The 18,260-nt window shown below is 41.4% G+C and carries 12 protein-coding genes; 5 read left to right on the top strand and 7 right to left on the bottom strand.

The genetic code is table 11. The annotated features are described in order from the left end of the window. Positions 1-13 precede the first annotated feature (13 nt). Both M2273_RS21795 and M2273_RS21790 read right to left on the bottom strand, forming a co-directional pair. Positions 14-3,190, bottom strand: coding sequence for a SusC/RagA family TonB-linked outer membrane protein (locus M2273_RS21795; RefSeq protein ID WP_429399891.1), 3,177 nt, complete (start codon positions 3,188-3,190; stop codon positions 14-16). Positions 3,191-3,670: 480 nt separating this feature from the next. Beyond that, on the bottom strand, positions 3,671-6,256 hold the full coding sequence (locus tag M2273_RS21790) for a Kelch repeat-containing protein (protein ID WP_429399890.1): 2,586 nt from the start codon (positions 6,254-6,256) through the stop codon (positions 3,671-3,673). Positions 6,257-6,763: 507 nt separating this feature from the next. Here M2273_RS21790 and M2273_RS21785 point away from each other — a divergent pair. Together M2273_RS21785 and M2273_RS21780 are read left to right on the top strand one after the other, a co-directional pair. Further along, on the top strand, positions 6,764-9,553 hold the full coding sequence (locus M2273_RS21785) for an outer membrane beta-barrel protein (RefSeq protein WP_429399889.1): 2,790 nt from the start codon (positions 6,764-6,766) through the stop codon (positions 9,551-9,553). Positions 9,554-9,558: 5 nt separating this feature from the next. Continuing rightward, positions 9,559-10,335 (top strand): GLPGLI family protein, encoded by a 777-nt coding sequence (locus M2273_RS21780; RefSeq protein ID WP_429399888.1) that lies wholly within the window; start codon positions 9,559-9,561, stop codon positions 10,333-10,335. A 73-nt stretch (positions 10,336-10,408) separates the two neighbouring features. On the opposite strand, the gene M2273_RS21775 is transcribed toward M2273_RS21780, so the two are convergent. Genes M2273_RS21775 through M2273_RS21755 form a run of 5 tightly spaced genes read right to left on the bottom strand, consistent with a single transcriptional unit; the run spans position 10,409 to position 15,818 of the window. Continuing rightward, on the bottom strand, positions 10,409-11,197 hold the full coding sequence (locus M2273_RS21775; RefSeq protein WP_429399887.1) for an SDR family oxidoreductase: 789 nt from the start codon (positions 11,195-11,197) through the stop codon (positions 10,409-10,411). A gap of 29 nt (positions 11,198-11,226) precedes the next feature. Next, on the bottom strand, positions 11,227-12,504 hold the full coding sequence (gene fucP / locus M2273_RS21770; protein ID WP_429399886.1) for an L-fucose:H+ symporter permease: 1,278 nt from the start codon (positions 12,502-12,504) through the stop codon (positions 11,227-11,229). Between the two features lie 39 nt (positions 12,505-12,543). Then, the gene (locus tag M2273_RS21765) at positions 12,544-13,758 is read right to left on the bottom strand and encodes a DUF6786 family protein (RefSeq protein ID WP_429399885.1); all 1,215 of its coding nucleotides are present in this window, start codon (positions 13,756-13,758) and stop codon (positions 12,544-12,546) included. 7 nt (positions 13,759-13,765) lie between these two features. Beyond that, on the bottom strand, positions 13,766-14,623 hold the full coding sequence (locus tag M2273_RS21760; RefSeq protein ID WP_429399884.1) for a fumarylacetoacetate hydrolase family protein: 858 nt from the start codon (positions 14,621-14,623) through the stop codon (positions 13,766-13,768). Between the two features lie 22 nt (positions 14,624-14,645). Further along, the gene (locus tag M2273_RS21755) at positions 14,646-15,818 is read right to left on the bottom strand and encodes a glycoside hydrolase family 172 protein (RefSeq protein WP_429399883.1); all 1,173 of its coding nucleotides are present in this window, start codon (positions 15,816-15,818) and stop codon (positions 14,646-14,648) included. 313 nt (positions 15,819-16,131) lie between these two features. Between M2273_RS21755 and M2273_RS21750 the strand changes: the two genes are divergently transcribed. The 3 genes from M2273_RS21750 to M2273_RS21740 all read left to right on the top strand — a co-directional run bounded on the left by M2273_RS21750 (position 16,132) and on the right by M2273_RS21740 (position 17,979). Beyond that, entirely contained in the window at positions 16,132-16,719 is a 588-nt protein-coding gene (locus tag M2273_RS21750; protein ID WP_429399882.1) for a Crp/Fnr family transcriptional regulator, read from the top strand. Positions 16,720-16,868: 149 nt separating this feature from the next. Further along, positions 16,869-17,585, top strand: coding sequence for a pirin family protein (locus tag M2273_RS21745; protein WP_429399881.1), 717 nt, complete (start codon positions 16,869-16,871; stop codon positions 17,583-17,585). 94 nt (positions 17,586-17,679) lie between these two features. Next, positions 17,680-17,979, top strand: a complete 300-nt coding sequence (locus M2273_RS21740; RefSeq protein WP_429399880.1) for a hypothetical protein — start codon at positions 17,680-17,682, stop codon at positions 17,977-17,979. Positions 17,980-18,260: the final 281 nt, after the last annotated feature.

The raw sequence follows: 18,260 nt of genomic DNA, 5'->3' as shown, positions 1-18,260 counted from the left end.
ATCTGTATGATTATTATAGTTTAACATTTACACCAATAGAATATATTTTATCCAATGGGTATAAATAACCGTAATTGGCCGATGGGTGCTCAGGATCAAGATATTTTAAACCTGTAATGGTTAAAATGTTATAACCGTTTGCAAATATCCTTGCTCCTTTGATGCCTAATTTTTTCGCAACTCCATCGGGCAGGGTATAACCCAGTTCGGCTGATTTAAGCCTTACATAAGTCGCACTGTGGATATTTGAAAGCGAGTTGGTGTTGGCTGTTGAACCGGTAAGCGCAAAATAACCAGGTGTCCATGCGGTGTTAGGATTATAAGGATCGGCTTTAGGATCGGTTGGATGGTACCGGTCCAGGAACATGCCCAGCGCGCTGCCGCCGCCCCATAGCGGAATATTTAGCTGCTCAATATATGATACGCTGATACCGGCAGCACCCTGCCATACCGTATTAATATCAAACCCTTTGTATGAACCGCCAAGCGTTAAACCAAAAGTTGTTGTTGGATTAGAATAGTTATTATTACTTACGTTTTTCGAAATAGGATGTACATCCTGATCATTGATCACCCCGTCGCCGTTCCAGTCCTGCAAAATATAATCACCTACAACAGCATTACGTGATACAAACTGAGGACTGTTCAGGATCTGCTGGTAATTCTGAAACTGCCCCTCGGCACCGTATCCCCAGAAAATATCGTTGTAACGGTTATCGTTGTTACCATGCCAGTTATCCTGTGAGTTTCCAAAAACCGAATGTACCCTGCTAATCCATTTGGTACGGGTGTACCCAAAGGTACCTTTAACAAAATAGTTAAAACTGCCTATATGGTTGCGATGATTCAGTTCAATATCAAAGCCCTGAGCCTGGTCGCTGTCAAGGTTTTCCTGTGGTAAACCTGCTCCTACCACCCCCGGTAAATTATCGGCCCTGGTATTAAGCAAACCGCTCCTGTCGCGCTTAAAAACATCAACAGTTACACCCAGTAAACCATTCCAGGCAGCCAGATCAATACCGGCATTATAAGTTTTAGCTTCTAACCAAAATATATATGGGTTATTAATACCACGGTTTTGCGCACCGTTAACAAAAGATCCGTCAAATACCGACCCGGGAGGAGTGGTATTGTTGCCACCGCCTGTAGCCGGATAATTATAACCGGAAAGGTAATTGAAACCATCAAGATTGGTATCATCGCCCAGCCTGGCATAAGATAAGCGGATCTTCAGATCGTCAACAAATGAAAGTGCCGATGAATTTTTCCAGAAACCTTCCTGCGATACCCGCCATCCAACTGAAGCGCCCGGGAAAAAGCCCCATCTTTTAAGTGGAGAGTTTTTAGAGTTGGCATCGTCCCTGAAGCTAAACTCAACCAGGTATTTTGATTTGTAATCGTAATTTACACGACCAACAAACGATTTGGTAACAAAATCAAAAGGGTAATCGTCATCAACCGTTGCAGTTTGGTTCAACGCGTTGCCAGATCCTAACTGATCAACCGGTAACGATAGCTGGCGTTGGGCGTTAAAGTTGTCGCCCTTTTGTTCTCTTTCTTCATAAAGTGCCAAAGCGGTAATATTATGACCGCCTTTTAAAACCTTGTTATAGTTTAATGACAATTGCATTAAGCTGCTTGGTTTTTCATAAAACTGCCTGGTAAGCGACCCCGGTGTTTGGTTGGCTATAGGGCTGTATGTATTGGAGTTGGCATCATAATTATACTGGTTATATGACCTTTGGTACAATTTATTGCTCGACATGTAATAGTCATAGTTATACAAGCCCTTGGCACTCAACCCTTCTACAAACGGTACGTTATAAGTTGCCGATACTGTAGACTGTAACCATTTGTTGGCGATAAGTTTATAACCGTTAATGTCGGCGTTAGACATAGCCACCGGGTTTGAGCCGTCAACCTCGCCATTGTTTAGATAAGCGGGGTTGTTATTGGCATAAATGCTTTGGGTTGGTACCTGGCGCCAAAAGGAACGAATGATCCACCAGGCATCCTGATAAGGCTGGTTCTTGTCTTCCAGCGTTCCGCTCAGGTTCACATCAACGGTAAGGTTTTTGTTTACCCTTGTAGTAATATTTGAACGCAGGTTATATTTTTTATAGTTCAGGTCGCCGCTTTTGAAAAAACCGTCCTGATCGGTAACACCCATACTTATAAAATAGCTGGTGTTTTCGGTACCTCCTATAGCGTTAAGGTTATGCTGTTGCTGCGGAGCGCTGTTGGCAAAAACCGGGGCATACCAGTCGGTACTGGTTTTTGAACCATTACGATAAGCAGCAAAATCGGCATCGGTATATTTTACCTGGCCACCGTTTACGTTATGCAGCAATTGCTCGTTAACCAGCGTCATATAATCGAGCGCGCCAACGGGTTTTGGCATGTATGATGGTATTTGCCAGCCATAGGTACCAGAGTAGTTTAACTCTACCGAACCCTTTTTGCCTTTTTTGGTTGTTACGATAACCACACCGTTGGCAGCACGTACACCGTAAACTGCCGCAGAGGCATCTTTCAGTACAGATATGCTTTCAATATCATTAGGGTCAAGGCGCGTTATGTTATCACGGGGCACCCCATCAATAATTACCAGCGGGTTACCAAAACCACGTATATCAAAGGTATTGCTGAATGAACCCGGTTCTGATGTGTTTTGGGTAATACGTACACCCGCAACCTTACCGGCAAGCATGTTCAGCACGTTCTCGTTTTTGGTGGTCACGATTTCGCTGTTGGTAACCGAAGCGATAGAGCCCGTAACGGTTGCTTTTTTCTGGGTACCGTAACCTACTACCACCACCTCGCTCATATTAGTTGCGTTGGGGCTAAGGCTTACCCTAATATTGGTTTGGTTGGTAACGGCAATCTCCTGCGGGGTATAACCTAAAAAACTAAATACAAGAGTTTGGCCACTGGTTACACTCAGGCTGAATTTACCATCGGCACCGGTAACCGTTCCAATGGTGGTGTTTTTTATTTTTACACTTACCCCTGGCATCGGCTCGCCTTTCTCATCGGCTACCAGTCCGGTGCGGTTATTGCCTTGTGCAAAAACCGAAGAACATACAAGCAAAAACAAAAGGGCTATGATACCATGCCGTATCACTTCCTTAAATTTTGCCGCATAGTGGATACCATGGCACCCACCATAATTGGTAAAAATTTCCTTCATAAATAAATTGGTTAAAGTGGTTTATAATAATTTGCCCAAATGAGTGTTATATATAAACAGGCTGGTTAAACCGGCTTGCTACAACCTACGCGCTCATTTGGCATAACAATAATAGACCCGGCAGTATTAAAAGATGGGTTAATAAATGGATTAACACGGCTAAAATTTCATTAACCATAGCTAATTAATCTACCTTTCTTTGGTAGGGGATACTTTTCAGGCTTCTAAGTAAAAACAAGACTTTATTTTCACCGCGCGTCATTGCGAGGCACGAAGCAATCTCTATGCAGGCAGGTCAATCATGCAGGTTATACTTTTCTGTTTTCTCTGTACAGCATAGAGATTGCTTCGTACCTCGCAATGACGTGATGGGTGTACCCGAACACTGACACAATTGTGTCAGTGTTCGGGACTGTTCAGGCTTTTCATCTCACAAAAAACTGAACACCTGAAAACTTATTATTTAATACAAATAAGAACTTAACGCTGATCTGTTTTGTTCGAGCAGATCTTATCGAAGGGAACCGGGTACTCAATACCCAGCGATTTTTCATATTCCGCTATAAACTCTTCGTACACTTTGCGGGCGTATTCAATACCCTTTATGCGCCTGAGCGCTTTTAGTTTATACTTTAAGGCTACGTCATTAAAGGGATCAATATTTAAAACAACACGGGCTATCTCCAGCGCTTTCCTGAAATCGCCGCTTTCATATATCCTTTTAATCTCGGGCAATATTACCGGCATCAGGGCTTCTTCATATACCAGCTTGATATCGTCGAGCCAGGTTTCGGGGATATGCTGTAATAACCCGCCGCGCGCAATAAGATCAAAGTAATTTAATATGGATAGCTCGGCAGATTTGTCGGCACTGCTCATCAGCTTAATGGCATCGGTTACGGTAAAATAGTCGCAAAAAACATTATCACCTAATTTAAAACAATAAGTATCATTTAAAAAGGTAAGTTCAATACCCTCTATATCGGCAATAATGTTACGCAGGTGATTAATGGTTACCCCTTTGATGTTCTTTGTTTTTACAACGTCCTTATCGGGCCATAAAGTGGTTGATATTTTTTTGGATACCACTCCGCTTTCGTCCTTACTATTTAGCAGTACCAGGATAAATAACTGTTTTATTTTAGGACTAAACAGGTAGGTGATATCCCTGCTGTTTTTATCATACACGGTAAACTCGCCCAACAAATAAACCGCATTGGCCTTTTTCTCGTCCTCTTTTTTATTGACAGGAACTATTGCCGCGGCACCCTCTTCATCATACTGCTGTGTTGGTTCATTTGTTTTTCGTCTTTTAAGGTATATCAACGTTCCGGCTATTAACAGGGTAGCCAGTATCCCTGTTATTACGTATCTATAAACCGGAGGAGCCGGGGCAGTTGCCTGCTGCGACCTTTCATAATCCTGCTGGCTTACCGGCGGAAACTCCAAAGCCAGTATTCTGATGGTTGAATTGGAAGGCGTGGTAAACTCCTGTATGGTGCAAAAAAACTCCTCCTGCGCTGGGTTAAAAAATAGATTAATATCGCTTTCGATGCGCTCAGATGTAACCGGAATAGTACCGCTAACTACCTGGTATGAGCCATCTTTTACAGAAAATTTGTATAACCTTAATTGCGTTTTAGGCTTTTCATGCGGATAGCACAGTGCGTAAAAGTATTTTTTATCTTTTGAAATGAACAGGTTATTGGTTGGTACAAAATCCTCTTCATTGGGCTTTATTTCCCAGCATTTTTTTATGGTATGGTTGGTTAAGTTAACCTTGTACAAATCATAAAAATGCTTCCCTCCCACTATCTGGTTACCTGACTGATTGCCATATCCGCCAAAAATATATACTTCGTTATTTCCATTAGCCTGACTGCAGGCCGAAAAAAAACGCGGCGATATCCTGTCGCCTGTAAATATCGTTTTGTCCCAGTTATCAGTCTGCTTGTTGTACTTAAAAAAATCGTTATGATAGGCAAATGAACCATAACCACCAAAAAGATAGAGGCCATCCTGATCTTTATCATAAAATATATTGTGGTGGTGCCTTTGTTCCTGAATGTTGGCATGGCCAACTACATTCCATTTTAAGGTACTCAGATCAAGTGAGGCAATACACGGAGAAGGCTTAGCGGCACGCAATACTTCATAAGCGTAGCACTTGTTCTCTTTGGTATTTATGATGCTTTTACCTAACAGCAATGGTATGGGTATTTTGTTTTGAAGGGCCCTGGCCGATATGATGCCATTTTTCATATCATAAAGCACCAACGAGTCGCTCTTGAATATAAACACTGTTTGATCCCTGGCATTAAAATTAATACCCGCTACTTCATTAAAACTAAAGTTGGCCCGTTTTTCCCAAAAATAAGAGCCATTAATTAACCAAACCGGATTTTCCACGTGGCCCCTTATCTCATCGTGGCTGTCATATACATTTTTACCCGACCACTCGTTTAGGGCAAATGCATAGCTTTTATTACCATCGCCAACAGTTAAATTCTTAATAGCCATTTTGGGCACATCAGAGTAATGTGGGTTTTTCCCGAAGGTAATAATGGGTGTTATTTTACTATCAAACCCAAAATCAGTGGCTTTATACCACTTACCGTTTACATAAAACCCCACAGTATTGGTTATCAGATCAATATCAACCTTTATATTGATCCAATGTCTTTTTTTTAACTGGGCCAAGCTGAGCGGTATTTTGATCTTATTGCTTTTGCTGTCGATATTAAAGTTTAATGTTGGCGAACCCTTGTAATTAAAGATGTATGTTAAACTATAGGAGTTATTTTTATTATCAATTATGTTAAATACATAACCCAAATGGTCATTATCCCACAACGACAGATCAAAACTCATCCTTAAATGATCATAAAATGTAGGCACATCGGTATTAAAAACCGTATAGGATGTACGCTCGCCAAGCAAACTGTCATTGGAGTTAAACATCAATCCCTGGGCTTTGCCTTTAAATGCCGGCAGCAGCATAATAAAAAGAAATACGATCTTATATAGCTTTAAATTCAGCAATAAAACTTTACTTTTTTTTACCATTTCGGAGCATAAGTTTATAGTTAAACCAACCAGGGGATTGGCCGTTTAAATAACAATGCTAAAATATACTTTTTTTAAGTAACAGATGGTTAAAGAAATTGTCCCATCCGGGTTTTTATTTACCCACTATCAACTCAAAATGTTAACCGTTCATCTGGATTTATACTCAAACTTCCGAAAAATGTTGATATGGCGCTGGTAGTTTTAGCAAATCTAATTACACTAACCCCGTCATGGCCGGCTCTCGTATCAGCGTAGCATATATTATTATGATTTATTGTTTGTGCTGTAATGGGTATTTTCTTTGGATATTATCCAGCACAAAAAGATGCTCGCTTTGATCCTATTGAGATGTTAAAATATGAGTAAACGTATATTTTATATGCGAAAGAAAATCAATAAGTTATATAAAACAGCCATTATTAAATGTTAAAATTACAGGTTAAAGTGTTAAATTCCTTTGAATACTAAACTTTTAGTTATATCTTGGTTTCCATAATCTACCTTATGAAAATCACAATTTCTGCATTAATAATATTTTGTTTAAGTACAATTTCTGTGTTTGCACAAAACAATTATTCAATCAATGGTTCCGTAGCCGATACTGCATCCAACGCCCAGTTAACAAATTCCACTGTGATGGTTTTAGCAGCCAAAGATTCGATGCTTCAAAAGTTTACCCGGGTAAGCAACGGTACATTTGCAATGAACAATCTAAAAAAAGGGAAATTCATATTGATGGTGACTTATCCGGGCTATGCCGATTATGTAGATCGGTTTACGCTTGATTCTGCACATACCACACACGATTTCGGGCGCATCAAAATGATACTCAAGTCGCAGTTGCTGGCCGAGGTTATTATTAAAGCCAAAGTAGCCGCTGTTAAAATAAAAGGCGATACTACCGAATTTAATGCGGCGGCATTTACCGTGCAGCCTAATTCTAAGGTAGAGGATCTGCTTAAACAATTGCCCGGCATACAGGTAGATAAGGACGGCAAAATAACCGCCCAGGGCCAAACTGTAAGCAAGGTGCTGGTTGACGGTGAAGAGTTTTTTGGTGACGATCCTACCCTGGTTACCAAAAACCTGCGCGCGGATATGGTTGATAAAGTGCAGCTATACGATAAAAAAAGCGACCAGGCCGCATTTACCGGTATTGATGATGGTGTGAAAAACAAAACCATCAACATTAAACTTAAGGAGGATAAAAAGAACGGCTATTTCGGTAAGCTGGATGCCGAGGGCGGTACCGATGGTTATTACCAGGAACAGGCCATGTTCAACAGGTTTAAAGGGAAGCAAAAATTCTCGGCCTATGGCACTATTGGTAACACTGGTAAGGTAGGTTTAGGTTGGGATGATAATTCCAAATATGGGGGCACTGGTTTGCAGGTTAGTGATGACGGCGGATTTTATTTTTATGGTGGCGGTGGCGATGACCTGGACTCCTTTAGCGGCCGATATAACGGACAGGGAATTCCATTGGCCCGATCCGGAGGTTTACACTATGATACTAAATGGAATAATGATAAGGAAACACTAAATACCAATTACAAAATAGGCTCATTAAATGTTGATGGCAGCAAAAATACTTTAACCCAAAATAACCTGCCCGGAACATTCATTACCTCTAATAACGATCAAACCTTTCACAATCACATGTTCAGGCAAAAGCTTGATGCTACCTACACTGTTAAGCTTGACACCTCATCAAATTTAAAAATAGCGGTTGACGGTACCATAAAAAGCAGCATCACTGACGATAAATATAATACCCGGAGCTTAAGAGGTAACGATACTTTGTTGAACACTAACAACAGGAGTGTACTTAATAACACCGATCAAAAAATATTTAATGCTAACATACTTTATACTAAGAAATTTAAAAAGGTGGGCCGCACCTTCTCTGTAAACATCAATGAGGCGCTCAATCAAAATGAAACCAAAGGCTTTTTAAAATCCGAGATCGATTATTATAACATTGGCGGCGGATTGGATAGTATGCGCAAAATTGATCAATATAAAACTACGCTGACCCACACTTCGGTATTAAATACCAATATTACCTATTCAGAACCCTTTACCAAAACATTTGCCGTTATTGTAAATTATGGGCTGGGGATAAACAATGGCCGATCCGACAGACGATCATTCAACCAGGCAGCGCCCGGCGAATACACTTTGTTAGACAGTTCGCTAAGTAATAATTTTAAACTGAACCAACTATCAAACCAGTTTGGAGCGGTTTTTAACTATAAAAAAAATAAAACCATTGTCAACTTTGGTACAAAGGTATCAGTCGTGGATTTTAAACAGATAGATGAATTTACCAATAACACCATTACACGTAATTTTGTAAACTGGAACCCGCAGGCCAGCTTTCAATATAAGTTTTCGCAGCAACAAACATTTTCTTTAAACTACAATGGTAATACTACGCAGCCTACAATTAACCAAATACAGCCTGTAATAGTAAATACCGATCCATTGAATATCACTTTAGGTAACCCCGATCTTAAGCCATCATTTACCAACCGGCTAAGCTTTTATTACTATTCCTATAAGGTATTAAGCAGCCAGTCTATCTACCTCAATGGTTCTTATTCACGCACGATGAACCCTATTGTGAGTAATGTAGTTACCGACTCGGCGGGGGCAAGTACCTATCAGTCATCAAACCTGAAAAATAAGCAGACATCTAATTTTTATTTTAACACAGGCTTTGGCCAAAAACTCTTTAAAACAGATATAAATGGGGGGATTAACCTGGGAGCAAATGGAAACACGTTTTATAACCTGACCAATAATCTGCTAAATGAAACCAAATCGTATACTTACACGGCGCAATTGAGATTTTCAGTATACAAACAAAAAAAATATGACTTTTGGACAAGTGCCGGTCCTACCTATACCGTTAACTCATCGTCATTGCAGCAACAGGTAAACAATAATGGTCGTGGGTTTAATGCTTACGGAGGATTTAATATTTATCTGCCCGGAAAATTCCAAATAAGTTCCGATGCTAACTATCAGTACAATGCCGCAACACAGGCATTTAGTGAGGATTTTAAACGGACTACCTTGAATGCCAATATCAGTAAATCGTTTTTAAAGGATGAAAGTCTGAAATTATCCATTTCGGGTAATGACCTGCTAAATCAAAACACAGGCTACAGCAGAACCGGCTCTACCAATTTTCTTACCCAGGAACGCTATACTACTATACGAAGATATTTTATGCTTTCGCTTGTTTGGGATTTTAACCACATGGGCGGCGGCACACCTAAAAAATAATGACCATGAAATACATTCTGCTATCAATCACTTTTTTATTTGTGCTTAGCGGCAACCGGCTATTTGCACAAAACAAGCATTTTACACAGAACGGCACTATTACTTTTGAAAAAACCATTAATATGTTTGCCGTTTTTCAAAAACAAATTAATAAGGATAATGAAAGTTATCTGCAACCCGCTTATGATGCTTATAAAAGATCGCAAAAACAGTTCAAGGTATTAAAAAGCACCCTGACCTTTGGTAATAATAAAACATTATTTACCCCCATTGAACCTGAAAACGTTTCGAACAATTTTTTTTCAAATGGTCCGCTGTCAAACCAGGTAAATAATGTTTTTACAGATCTTAGTACCGGCACAAACATTACCCAGAAAAATGTATTTGAAGAAATTTTTCTGGTAAAAGACAGCACAAGGAAAATTTCCTGGAAAATTACAAATGAAACCCGTGATATTGCCGGCTATACCTGTCGCCGGGCCAACGCCTTAATGCTTGATTCTATTTATGTGGTAGCCTTTTATACCGAAGAGATACCCGTACCCGGAGGACCTGAGTCATTTTGCGGTTTACCCGGAATGATATTAGGCGTAGCCCTGCCCCATGAAAACGTTACCTGGTTTGCAACCAAAGTAACCGATATGCCTGTTGATGATAAAGCCCTTACCCCACCTAAAAAAGGGAAAGCGGTAAATAACAAACAACTGCATGATAAACTGGTATCAGTAATGAAGAATTGGGATACTCAGGGTCCCTTGTATTTAAAAGCATTTTCGCTGTAACCTGTCAGCAATAATATAAAAGCCCTACGAAGTTGAAGCTTCGTAAGGCTTTTATATGCTTAATACGCCCTCATCAGGCATTGGCCAGCGCCCTGTCAAGGTGCACATAACCACCATCAACATATATCAGTTGCCCGGTTGTATGGCTTGATCTTGGTGATAGTAAGAAAGCGGTGGTATTGGCAATTTCTTCGGAGGTGGTCATGCGGTTACCCAGTGGTATTTTTGATTCAATTTCGCGCAGCTTGGCTTCTGGGTCCGATAGTGTTTTTATCCAGTTGGCATATAGTGGGGTCCAGCACTCGGCTACCACAATAGCGTTTACACGTACCCCATACTTTAACAGTTCAACAGCCCATTCCCGGGTTAAGGCATTACGACCCCCGTTTGCTGCGGCATAGCCCGAGGTATGTCCCTGTCCGGTATCGGCGGTTTTTGAAGTGATGTTTAATATAGCGCCTTTTGATTTTTTTAATTCAGGTAAAGCATGGTGCGCCATCAGGTAATAATGCACCACATTTTTATGTAACGATGCTACAAAACCTTCATAATCCCCACTCTCCAAACCCACGCCATCATTTACACCGGCATTATTCACCAGTCCGTCTATACGGCCAAATTGGGCTACAACCGCCTTTACTGCTTTTTCGCTTGCTGTGGGGTCGGTAAGCTCGGCTACCACCTGGAAGGCTTTGCCGCCTGCAGCTTCCACTTCATGTACCACTTTAAGGTTATCGGCCTCAACGCGGCCAACTATAACCGGTATAGCGCCCTCGCTTGCCAAAACTTTTACAATCCCCTCGCCGATGCCCTTTGCACCGCCGGTTACTATAATTACTTTATCTGTGAGTTCTAAATTCATCTTTATATGTTATAATTATTCAATACTTATTAATGCGCTACAACTATTTCTACCTCTTTTACCTTCAGGTTTTTAACAGCAAAATAAAATACAAACAAGAAACAGGCTGCCGGTACCAGGTAGGCCACCTGTATATTGGTCATATCAGACAAGCGACCCATGATGGGCGGGAAAACAGCCCCGCCAACTATAGCCATGATCACCAGGGATGAACCTTCTTTTGTTTTGCCACCCAAACCACGGATGGCTAATGAAAATATGGTCGGGAACATGATCGACATAAAAAACTCAACACCAATTAACGCGAATACAGGGAACTTTCCGTGTAAAAAAACCGATAATACGATCAATGCTACATTGGTAATACCGAAAATAGCCAGGAGTTTTACCGGGTTAATAAAGGTCATTAAGAATGTCCCGATAGCCCGGCCTGCCAAAAACGCAAGCATGGCGGCTGTTAAGTAATTTGCTGCTAATTTTTCATCCATTCCGGCTACACGTTCAGAAAAACGGATGAAAAAACTACCTACACAGGCCTGTGCGCCCACATAAAAAAACTGTGCTATTACTCCTGCTCTTAAATTCTTTTCTTTAAAAAGAGAGCCCATTCTTTGAAAAACCGATAAGCTTTCATGATGTTCCATTCCTTCGCCTTCTTCAACAATTACAGGCAAATGTGTTCTGAATAAAAGTATAGCCACTATTAATACACCGACGCCTATAATGATAAAAGGCATTTGTACCGATGATGCTTCTTTGTTCAAATATTCATTTAACTGACTTGGCGACATGGCCGCTTCCTGTGCTGCTGTTAAAGTTTTACCTGATAAAATGACCAGTCCTCCTACAAATGGTGCCAGCACGGCTGCCAGTCCATTGAACGACTGTGCAAAATTTATACGCTGTGTAGCTCCTGCCGGATCGCCGATCACCGTAATGTATGGGTTGGCCGCAGTCTCCAGGAAAGCTGCTCCTGAAAATATAATGAACAATGCTCCGAGGAAAAACGCATAGTTTCTTACTATCGATGCAGGGTAAAATAAGAATGCTCCTACAGAGAAAATTATCAAACCTAACAATATCCCGCCTTTATAACCATAACGCTTCATGAACTGAGCGGCGGGTATGGGTAACAAGAAATAAGCAAAATATGATGCGGAATCAACCAATGATGATTGCAGATCGCTTAACTGACAAGCCTTTTTAAGGTGAGGTATTAATATGGGATTAAGGTTTAAAGCAAAGCCCCATATAAAAAACAGGGAAGTGATAAGGGCTACTGCAAACAGATCTTTATTTTTTGACATTGGAGATTGTAATTGGTTTATAATTAGGTTTTAACTGGTTTATTTAAATGTTGTTGTAATATCATGAAGTGAAATGCCCAGAGTTTTCAGGGCTATTTTATTCAGACCTTCCTTATCGCCGGTAAAATGAAACACACTATGTTTGTGCGATAAGCTTTCGCCCGGTTTTAAGAATGCTGCCGGCGATACACTTTCAATTTCATAAAATGGGCCCATCTGGCTCCCGTTTGCCAACGGGCCGTCGTTATAAGCATTAACGGCATCACCGGTAAACGGCGCGGTATCGGGTTTCCATTCCTGGTTTAAATAATCGGCTTTGTTATCCAGATCAAAAAGCGTAATGGTTAACACCTGGTTGGCATCATCATAACTACCAGCCATATTTTTGGCCCGGTTTGGTGGGATACCCAGCTTACCGCGCGATTTTCCGTCCGCTTTGAATAATAATACACCGCTTTTATAACTGATCCTGTCTTTTGGTATTTCGCCAAAGTAGTTTGTGGTGGCAATTTTGCCCGTAGCCTTTTCCTGAAAAGGTACAACAATTACCGTTTTTGGCGATGGCGTAAACATATCAAGGTTCCATAAACAAGGTGCACCGCTGGTTTTATCCCAGGCTGTAGTGCCACTGTTAATGATAGTGTTGGTAGTACTAAACCCTACAGATTTTACCGTAGTTCCTGGATCATCAATCCCCAGCATTTGTTTTATATCGGCGGGCTCCAATATTTCAATGTCGCGTTGTAGTTTTATGGTTAATTCTGTACCTGCATAATTTTGTATGTGGGTGTTTTTCGTCAGACTGGCTTTTTTACCGGTTTCCGAAACCAGATCCCAGCTTTCATTATCAATGGCAGGTGGGGTATGCCAGTTATCGAACTCCATTTTGGTACCGGGCTTAAAAAACAGGGAGAACCTGCCGCCCTCGGGGCCAAGCCACAGGCGGTCTTCACCACCGTAGGCGTTCATATGAGGGTCGGGCTCTTTGGCATCAAATGTTTTATAATTTATCCAGCCAAAGCTTTTGCCCACTGCACCACCAGCTGTTGATGTAAATACTTTAGCCTGGTATTTTGGCGAAACTATCACCTGACCATTGCCATCGTTACTTCTTAAAACAATAACACTGTCTTTGGCTTTTAAAAATTTCAGGTCGTACCCAAAGGTACCTTCGGCGGGTTGGTCCATTTTAGTATCACATGCATTTAAACAGGTCATCAATAAAGCAAAAAATAAAGCATTAACCCTTCTCATGCCATTATTATTTATGTTTTGGATTTAGTCCGATAGTATTTACCAGCGTCCCTATCCCATCAATCGTGATCTCCACCACATCGCCTTGCTGCAGCGTAAAAGTAGGTGGCGGCACCAAACAAGTACCTGTCATTAAAAAACACCCTACCGGGAAATCGCATTCGCTATATAAATAACCCACCAGTTCGGTAAAAGAACGCTTAATACGTGATACTGTTGTGGCATCTTCGTAAACAGCTTCGCCCTTACGCTTAATGATCATTTTTATGACCGATTCCGTAGCAATAGGTGTTGATGTTACCAGCAGGCAAGGGCCAAGCGCAGCACTTTTTTCGTATATTTTTGCCTGCGGCAGATACAAAGCATTTTCACCCTCAATACTCCGCGAGCTCATATCATTACCTATTGTATAACCCTGAATAATTCCTTTAGAATTGATGAACAGGGTAAGCTCGGGCTCGGGCACGTTCCATTCCGAATCCTTACGGATATAAACCTCGGTATTATGGCCTGCCACCCTTTGTGCTATGGCTTTAAAAAATAATTCGGGCCGGGGAGCATCATACACCTTATCATATAAACTTGCACCACCCGAAGTTTCCGATTCTTCCATCCGGGCATCCCGGCTTTTGAGGTAGGTAACACCAGCCGCCCAAACTTCCTGGCTACCTATTGGCGGCAATATCTTATCACTCAAATATTCATTTTTTACTTCCGCGCTTATCGCGGTAGTATCCTCAGATATCAATTGCAGATACGCAGCCAAATCATCACGATTAATCAGGCTGTCCCATTCATCGTCAATAATATAAGCGGAGTCATTATATTCCAAAAGAACGCCTTTCGTTATTTTATATAGTTTCATCAAGCAGATTTAAGTTTCAACATTAGTTAACTTCCAGTTCGTCACGTGAGGGGAGTTTAGGGAAAGGGCCGTGCGGGCCGCTCTGGTACCAAAACACGGTTGATGCAATGTCATCCTGCAAAGGCATATACCGGCCGTCGTGCCGCCAGCCCAATGCCTGGATGGTAACCTTCAAACTTTTTTCGAATCGTATCGGATCAGCAATGTGCCAGCGGTATAAACCAAAACGCTGCGCAATACTGTAATGTCCGTCGCCGCGGATCACCTGGTGCAAGCCACTGTAAGGACTGCAAAATTCAGTGTATTCTGTCTTCTCTTCCTCTTTACCGTTAGCATCCTTATGATGGGTGTCAAAGTCATACGATCCGCAAAAATAGTCCTCGGTTCCTGTGCCATTTATGGTAGGAAATTTGGTATCGCCGTCCATAAAAAATTTGATCTCGCCTTCGCCCCACCAGCCGTTTTTGTTGGAGCCATAGGCCAGATAAGTCCCCACATACTGCCCTTTGCCTTTAATGCTATCCACCAAAACAAAATCTTTTTTATAAGGCAATGGGTTTACCCTTCTGAACTGCGCATGAAAATACGCGGCATCATCAGGAACTTGTGTAAGTGTGTAATCAACCTGATAATATAGCACCATATCCTTGTCATCAATGTTTTCCATAGTTATGCGGCATTTTTTGCGGAATGGCATTGGCCAGTAGCAATTAAACGCGCTGCCCGGGTTAACTGCAACTGCCAGCGACTGCAATGGTGAGTATTTACCCCAGCCCATGCAAAAAAAATCGCCAACCGGCACTTCAACAGATGGGGTTGTTTCATCGTCCCAGTAAAAACGGAGTATGGAGTAACGCCAGTTGCCGGTAGGTGTCATCCAGATATGCTGAACAGCACCCGGGCCATCAATTTCGGCAATGGTATAAGTGGTTCCTTTTTTTATAATTACGCTCGGACTTACTTTCCAGGTTTGCCCCAGGTCACGCGCGGCATTGGCGCCGGTTCCGGTGGTGGCCATGCCCCCTTTTCCCTTTTCGCCATTAAAATTCTCGGGACTTATCGACCGTGTTTTGGCATCGGACAAGCGGTAAATATTACCCAGGTTTACATCAAGGCCATTAAATTTTTGTTGAGCAAATGCAGACGATGTAGCAAGAACAAACATCCAGATTATTAAAGCATAATTCTTCATCATAAGGTTATCTATTAATAATTACTCATGCATTAATTGGAAATGCATATCGGGTTTACATAGTTTGCAAATTACCTGCGGGTAAACGGCCCTAAGGTATTCACAATCATATTAATAATTTTCAACTTATAAATCCTGCTTTATAAGCATAACATACCTTTATTTTGGCATTAATAAAGCTAATTTACATCAAATTCAAGGCAGGATATTACAGGCTTATAAAGGCTAATTTACATTTTATTAAAAAAAATAAGCCTCAAAAAGAATAATTGCTTATACACTGCCTTTATAAAATAAATAAAATTCATTTTTGCATATGTCGTTTAACCTCATACTTCAAAATCTTGCAAAACATATCCATTTAACCACAGAGGAGCAGGATATCTTTACCACCTATCTGCAACCTAAAAAACTAAAGCGCAAACAGTTTTTGCTTACCGATGGCGATATATGTAAACATTCGGCCTTTGTTACCGCCGGCTGTTTAAGGGGTTATACTGTTGATAAGGGCGGCATTGAACATGTGCTGAGCTTTGCCCCGCCAGATTGGTGGATAGCCGATATGTACAGCCTGCTCTCACAAAAACCGGGCATCCTTAATATTGAGGCATTGGAGGATACCGACGTACTATTGCTCTCAAAAGCAAACCAGGAAAAATTATACCTGCAGATACCTAAGTTTGAGCACTTTTTCAGGATACTTGTTGAAAATTCATTAGTGGCCAGTCAGCAAAGATTGATCGATGGATTGAGCCTTACTGCCGAAGAGCGTTATAATAATTTCTGCAAACGTTATCCTACCCTGATTGATCACTTGCCACAAAAACAAATAGCATCATACATTGGCGTTACTCCCGAGTTTTTTAGCCGGATGCGGAGTGAGATGGTGAGGAAGAAGTTTTAAGTCGAAAGGCCTTAGTTAGAAGTCATGGTGACTCGACTTTATTTTATGACTTAAGACTCAAAACTCCAGACTTATGACTTTCTTAATGTACATCAAGTGTACACCATTCTTGTTGCCTTAAATTTGTGTACAATTTAAAAGCAAACATTATGGCACAAACCATTTTACATAAAGCCGAAACCCGCGGCCACGCCAACCACGGATGGCTCAGCAGTTATCAATCATTTAGTTTTGCGGGCTATTACAATCCTGACAGGATGCACTTTGGCGCATTGCGCGTATTGAATGATGATACGGTGGATGCCGGTATGGGCTTCGGCAAACATCCGCATGATAACATGGAGATTATTTCCATACCATTAGAAGGCGATCTGGAGCATAAAGACAGCATGAACAATGTGGCTGTAATAAAAAATGGCGATATACAGGCCATGAGCGCCGGTACCGGAATCTATCATAGTGAATACAATAACGACCGGGCCAGCCAGGTTAAATTCTTACAGATCTGGATATATCCCAACAAAAAGAATGTAGAGCCCCGGTACGATCAGCTAACCCTTAATTTAGAAGACAGACATAACAAATTACAGCAGGTATTATCGCCGAATGCTGATGATGCAGGCGTATGGATCCACCAGAATGCCTGGTTTCACCTCGGTAAGTTTGATAAAGGGATTGATACCGAATATGCTATCAAAAAACAAGGTAATGGCGTTTACGCTTTTGTACTCAGCGGCCAGGTTGAAATTAATGGTGAGCTATTAAATACACGTGATGCACTGGGCATTTGGGATACAGATCAATTTAAGATAACCGCCCTTACAGATGCAGAATTTTTGCTAATAGATGTCCCAATGGAGTTTTAAGTTTTTTATTGATGATTGATGAGTTGTTCGGCCCCCTCTTTTGCCAAAGGCAAGGAGGGGTGCTGAACAAAGGGATAATGTTAAATTTCAAACAATGAACCAAACACAAATATTAGTTATAGGCCGCCATCCAGAGATACTGGCAACCGTAATACGCCTCGTAAATAATAACCCGGCCTGGAATGCAACCGGCTGCATTACCGATGAGGAAGCCATGAGTACCTTTGACAAACAAACATTTGCCATGGTACTGTTGGGTGGAGGCATTGAAGAACCATCAGAAGATAAGTTATGCGCTTATTTCACCTCCCGCAATCCTGATATTAAAATAGTACAGCATTATGGCGGTGGGAGTGGCTTGCTGAGCGCGGAGATATATGAAGCACTGGAATAACAATTACCGATTCCAGCTATTGTAGAGACGCATCACAGGCGTCTTTTTTATGAGCCGGGATTTCTCTTTATTGGCTATTAAATAAGCCCACAGGGATTCTGAAGATTATAATCCCCATATATATTCCCTCCCCACGGGAGGGGTGAGGTGATTGTGCAGTGGCAGGGAGGGGTTTCTACACGCGACACAAACTTGCAATGCTTACTAAACCCCTTCCTCCCCCCTTCCCCAGGGAAGGAATCACACTACCCCAGGCTTTCTTTTTATTCAGTGGTGACAGC

Origin of the sequence: Mucilaginibacter lappiensis, assembly GCF_050433765.1 — a bacterium.
GTDB lineage: Bacteria > Bacteroidota > Bacteroidia > Sphingobacteriales > Sphingobacteriaceae > Mucilaginibacter > Mucilaginibacter lappiensis_A.
Note: the sequence above shows the minus strand (reverse complement) of the source record. Positions and strands in the feature narration are given on the sequence as shown.

Excerpts from the sequence above, each read along its gene's own strand:
- M2273_RS21775 (WP_429399887.1), bottom strand. The coding sequence starts at position 11,197 with ATGAATTTAGAACTCACAGATAAAGTAATTATAGTAACCGGCGGTGCA.
- M2273_RS21750 (WP_429399882.1), top strand. The coding sequence starts at position 16,132 with ATGTCGTTTAACCTCATACTTCAAAATCTTGCAAAACATATCCATTTA.
- M2273_RS21740 (WP_429399880.1), top strand. The coding sequence starts at position 17,680 with ATGAACCAAACACAAATATTAGTTATAGGCCGCCATCCAGAGATACTG.
- M2273_RS21785 (WP_429399889.1), top strand. The coding sequence starts at position 6,764 with ATGAAAATCACAATTTCTGCATTAATAATATTTTGTTTAAGTACAATT.
- M2273_RS21790 (WP_429399890.1), bottom strand. The coding sequence starts at position 6,256 with ATGGTAAAAAAAAGTAAAGTTTTATTGCTGAATTTAAAGCTATATAAG.
- M2273_RS21755 (WP_429399883.1), bottom strand. The coding sequence starts at position 15,818 with ATGATGAAGAATTATGCTTTAATAATCTGGATGTTTGTTCTTGCTACA.
- M2273_RS21765 (WP_429399885.1), bottom strand. The coding sequence starts at position 13,758 with ATGAGAAGGGTTAATGCTTTATTTTTTGCTTTATTGATGACCTGTTTA.
- M2273_RS21780 (WP_429399888.1), top strand. The coding sequence starts at position 9,559 with ATGAAATACATTCTGCTATCAATCACTTTTTTATTTGTGCTTAGCGGC.
- M2273_RS21795 (WP_429399891.1), bottom strand. The coding sequence starts at position 3,190 with ATGAAGGAAATTTTTACCAATTATGGTGGGTGCCATGGTATCCACTAT.
- M2273_RS21760 (WP_429399884.1), bottom strand. The coding sequence starts at position 14,623 with ATGAAACTATATAAAATAACGAAAGGCGTTCTTTTGGAATATAATGAC.
- M2273_RS21745 (WP_429399881.1), top strand. The coding sequence starts at position 16,869 with ATGGCACAAACCATTTTACATAAAGCCGAAACCCGCGGCCACGCCAAC.
- fucP (WP_429399886.1), bottom strand. The coding sequence starts at position 12,504 with ATGTCAAAAAATAAAGATCTGTTTGCAGTAGCCCTTATCACTTCCCTG.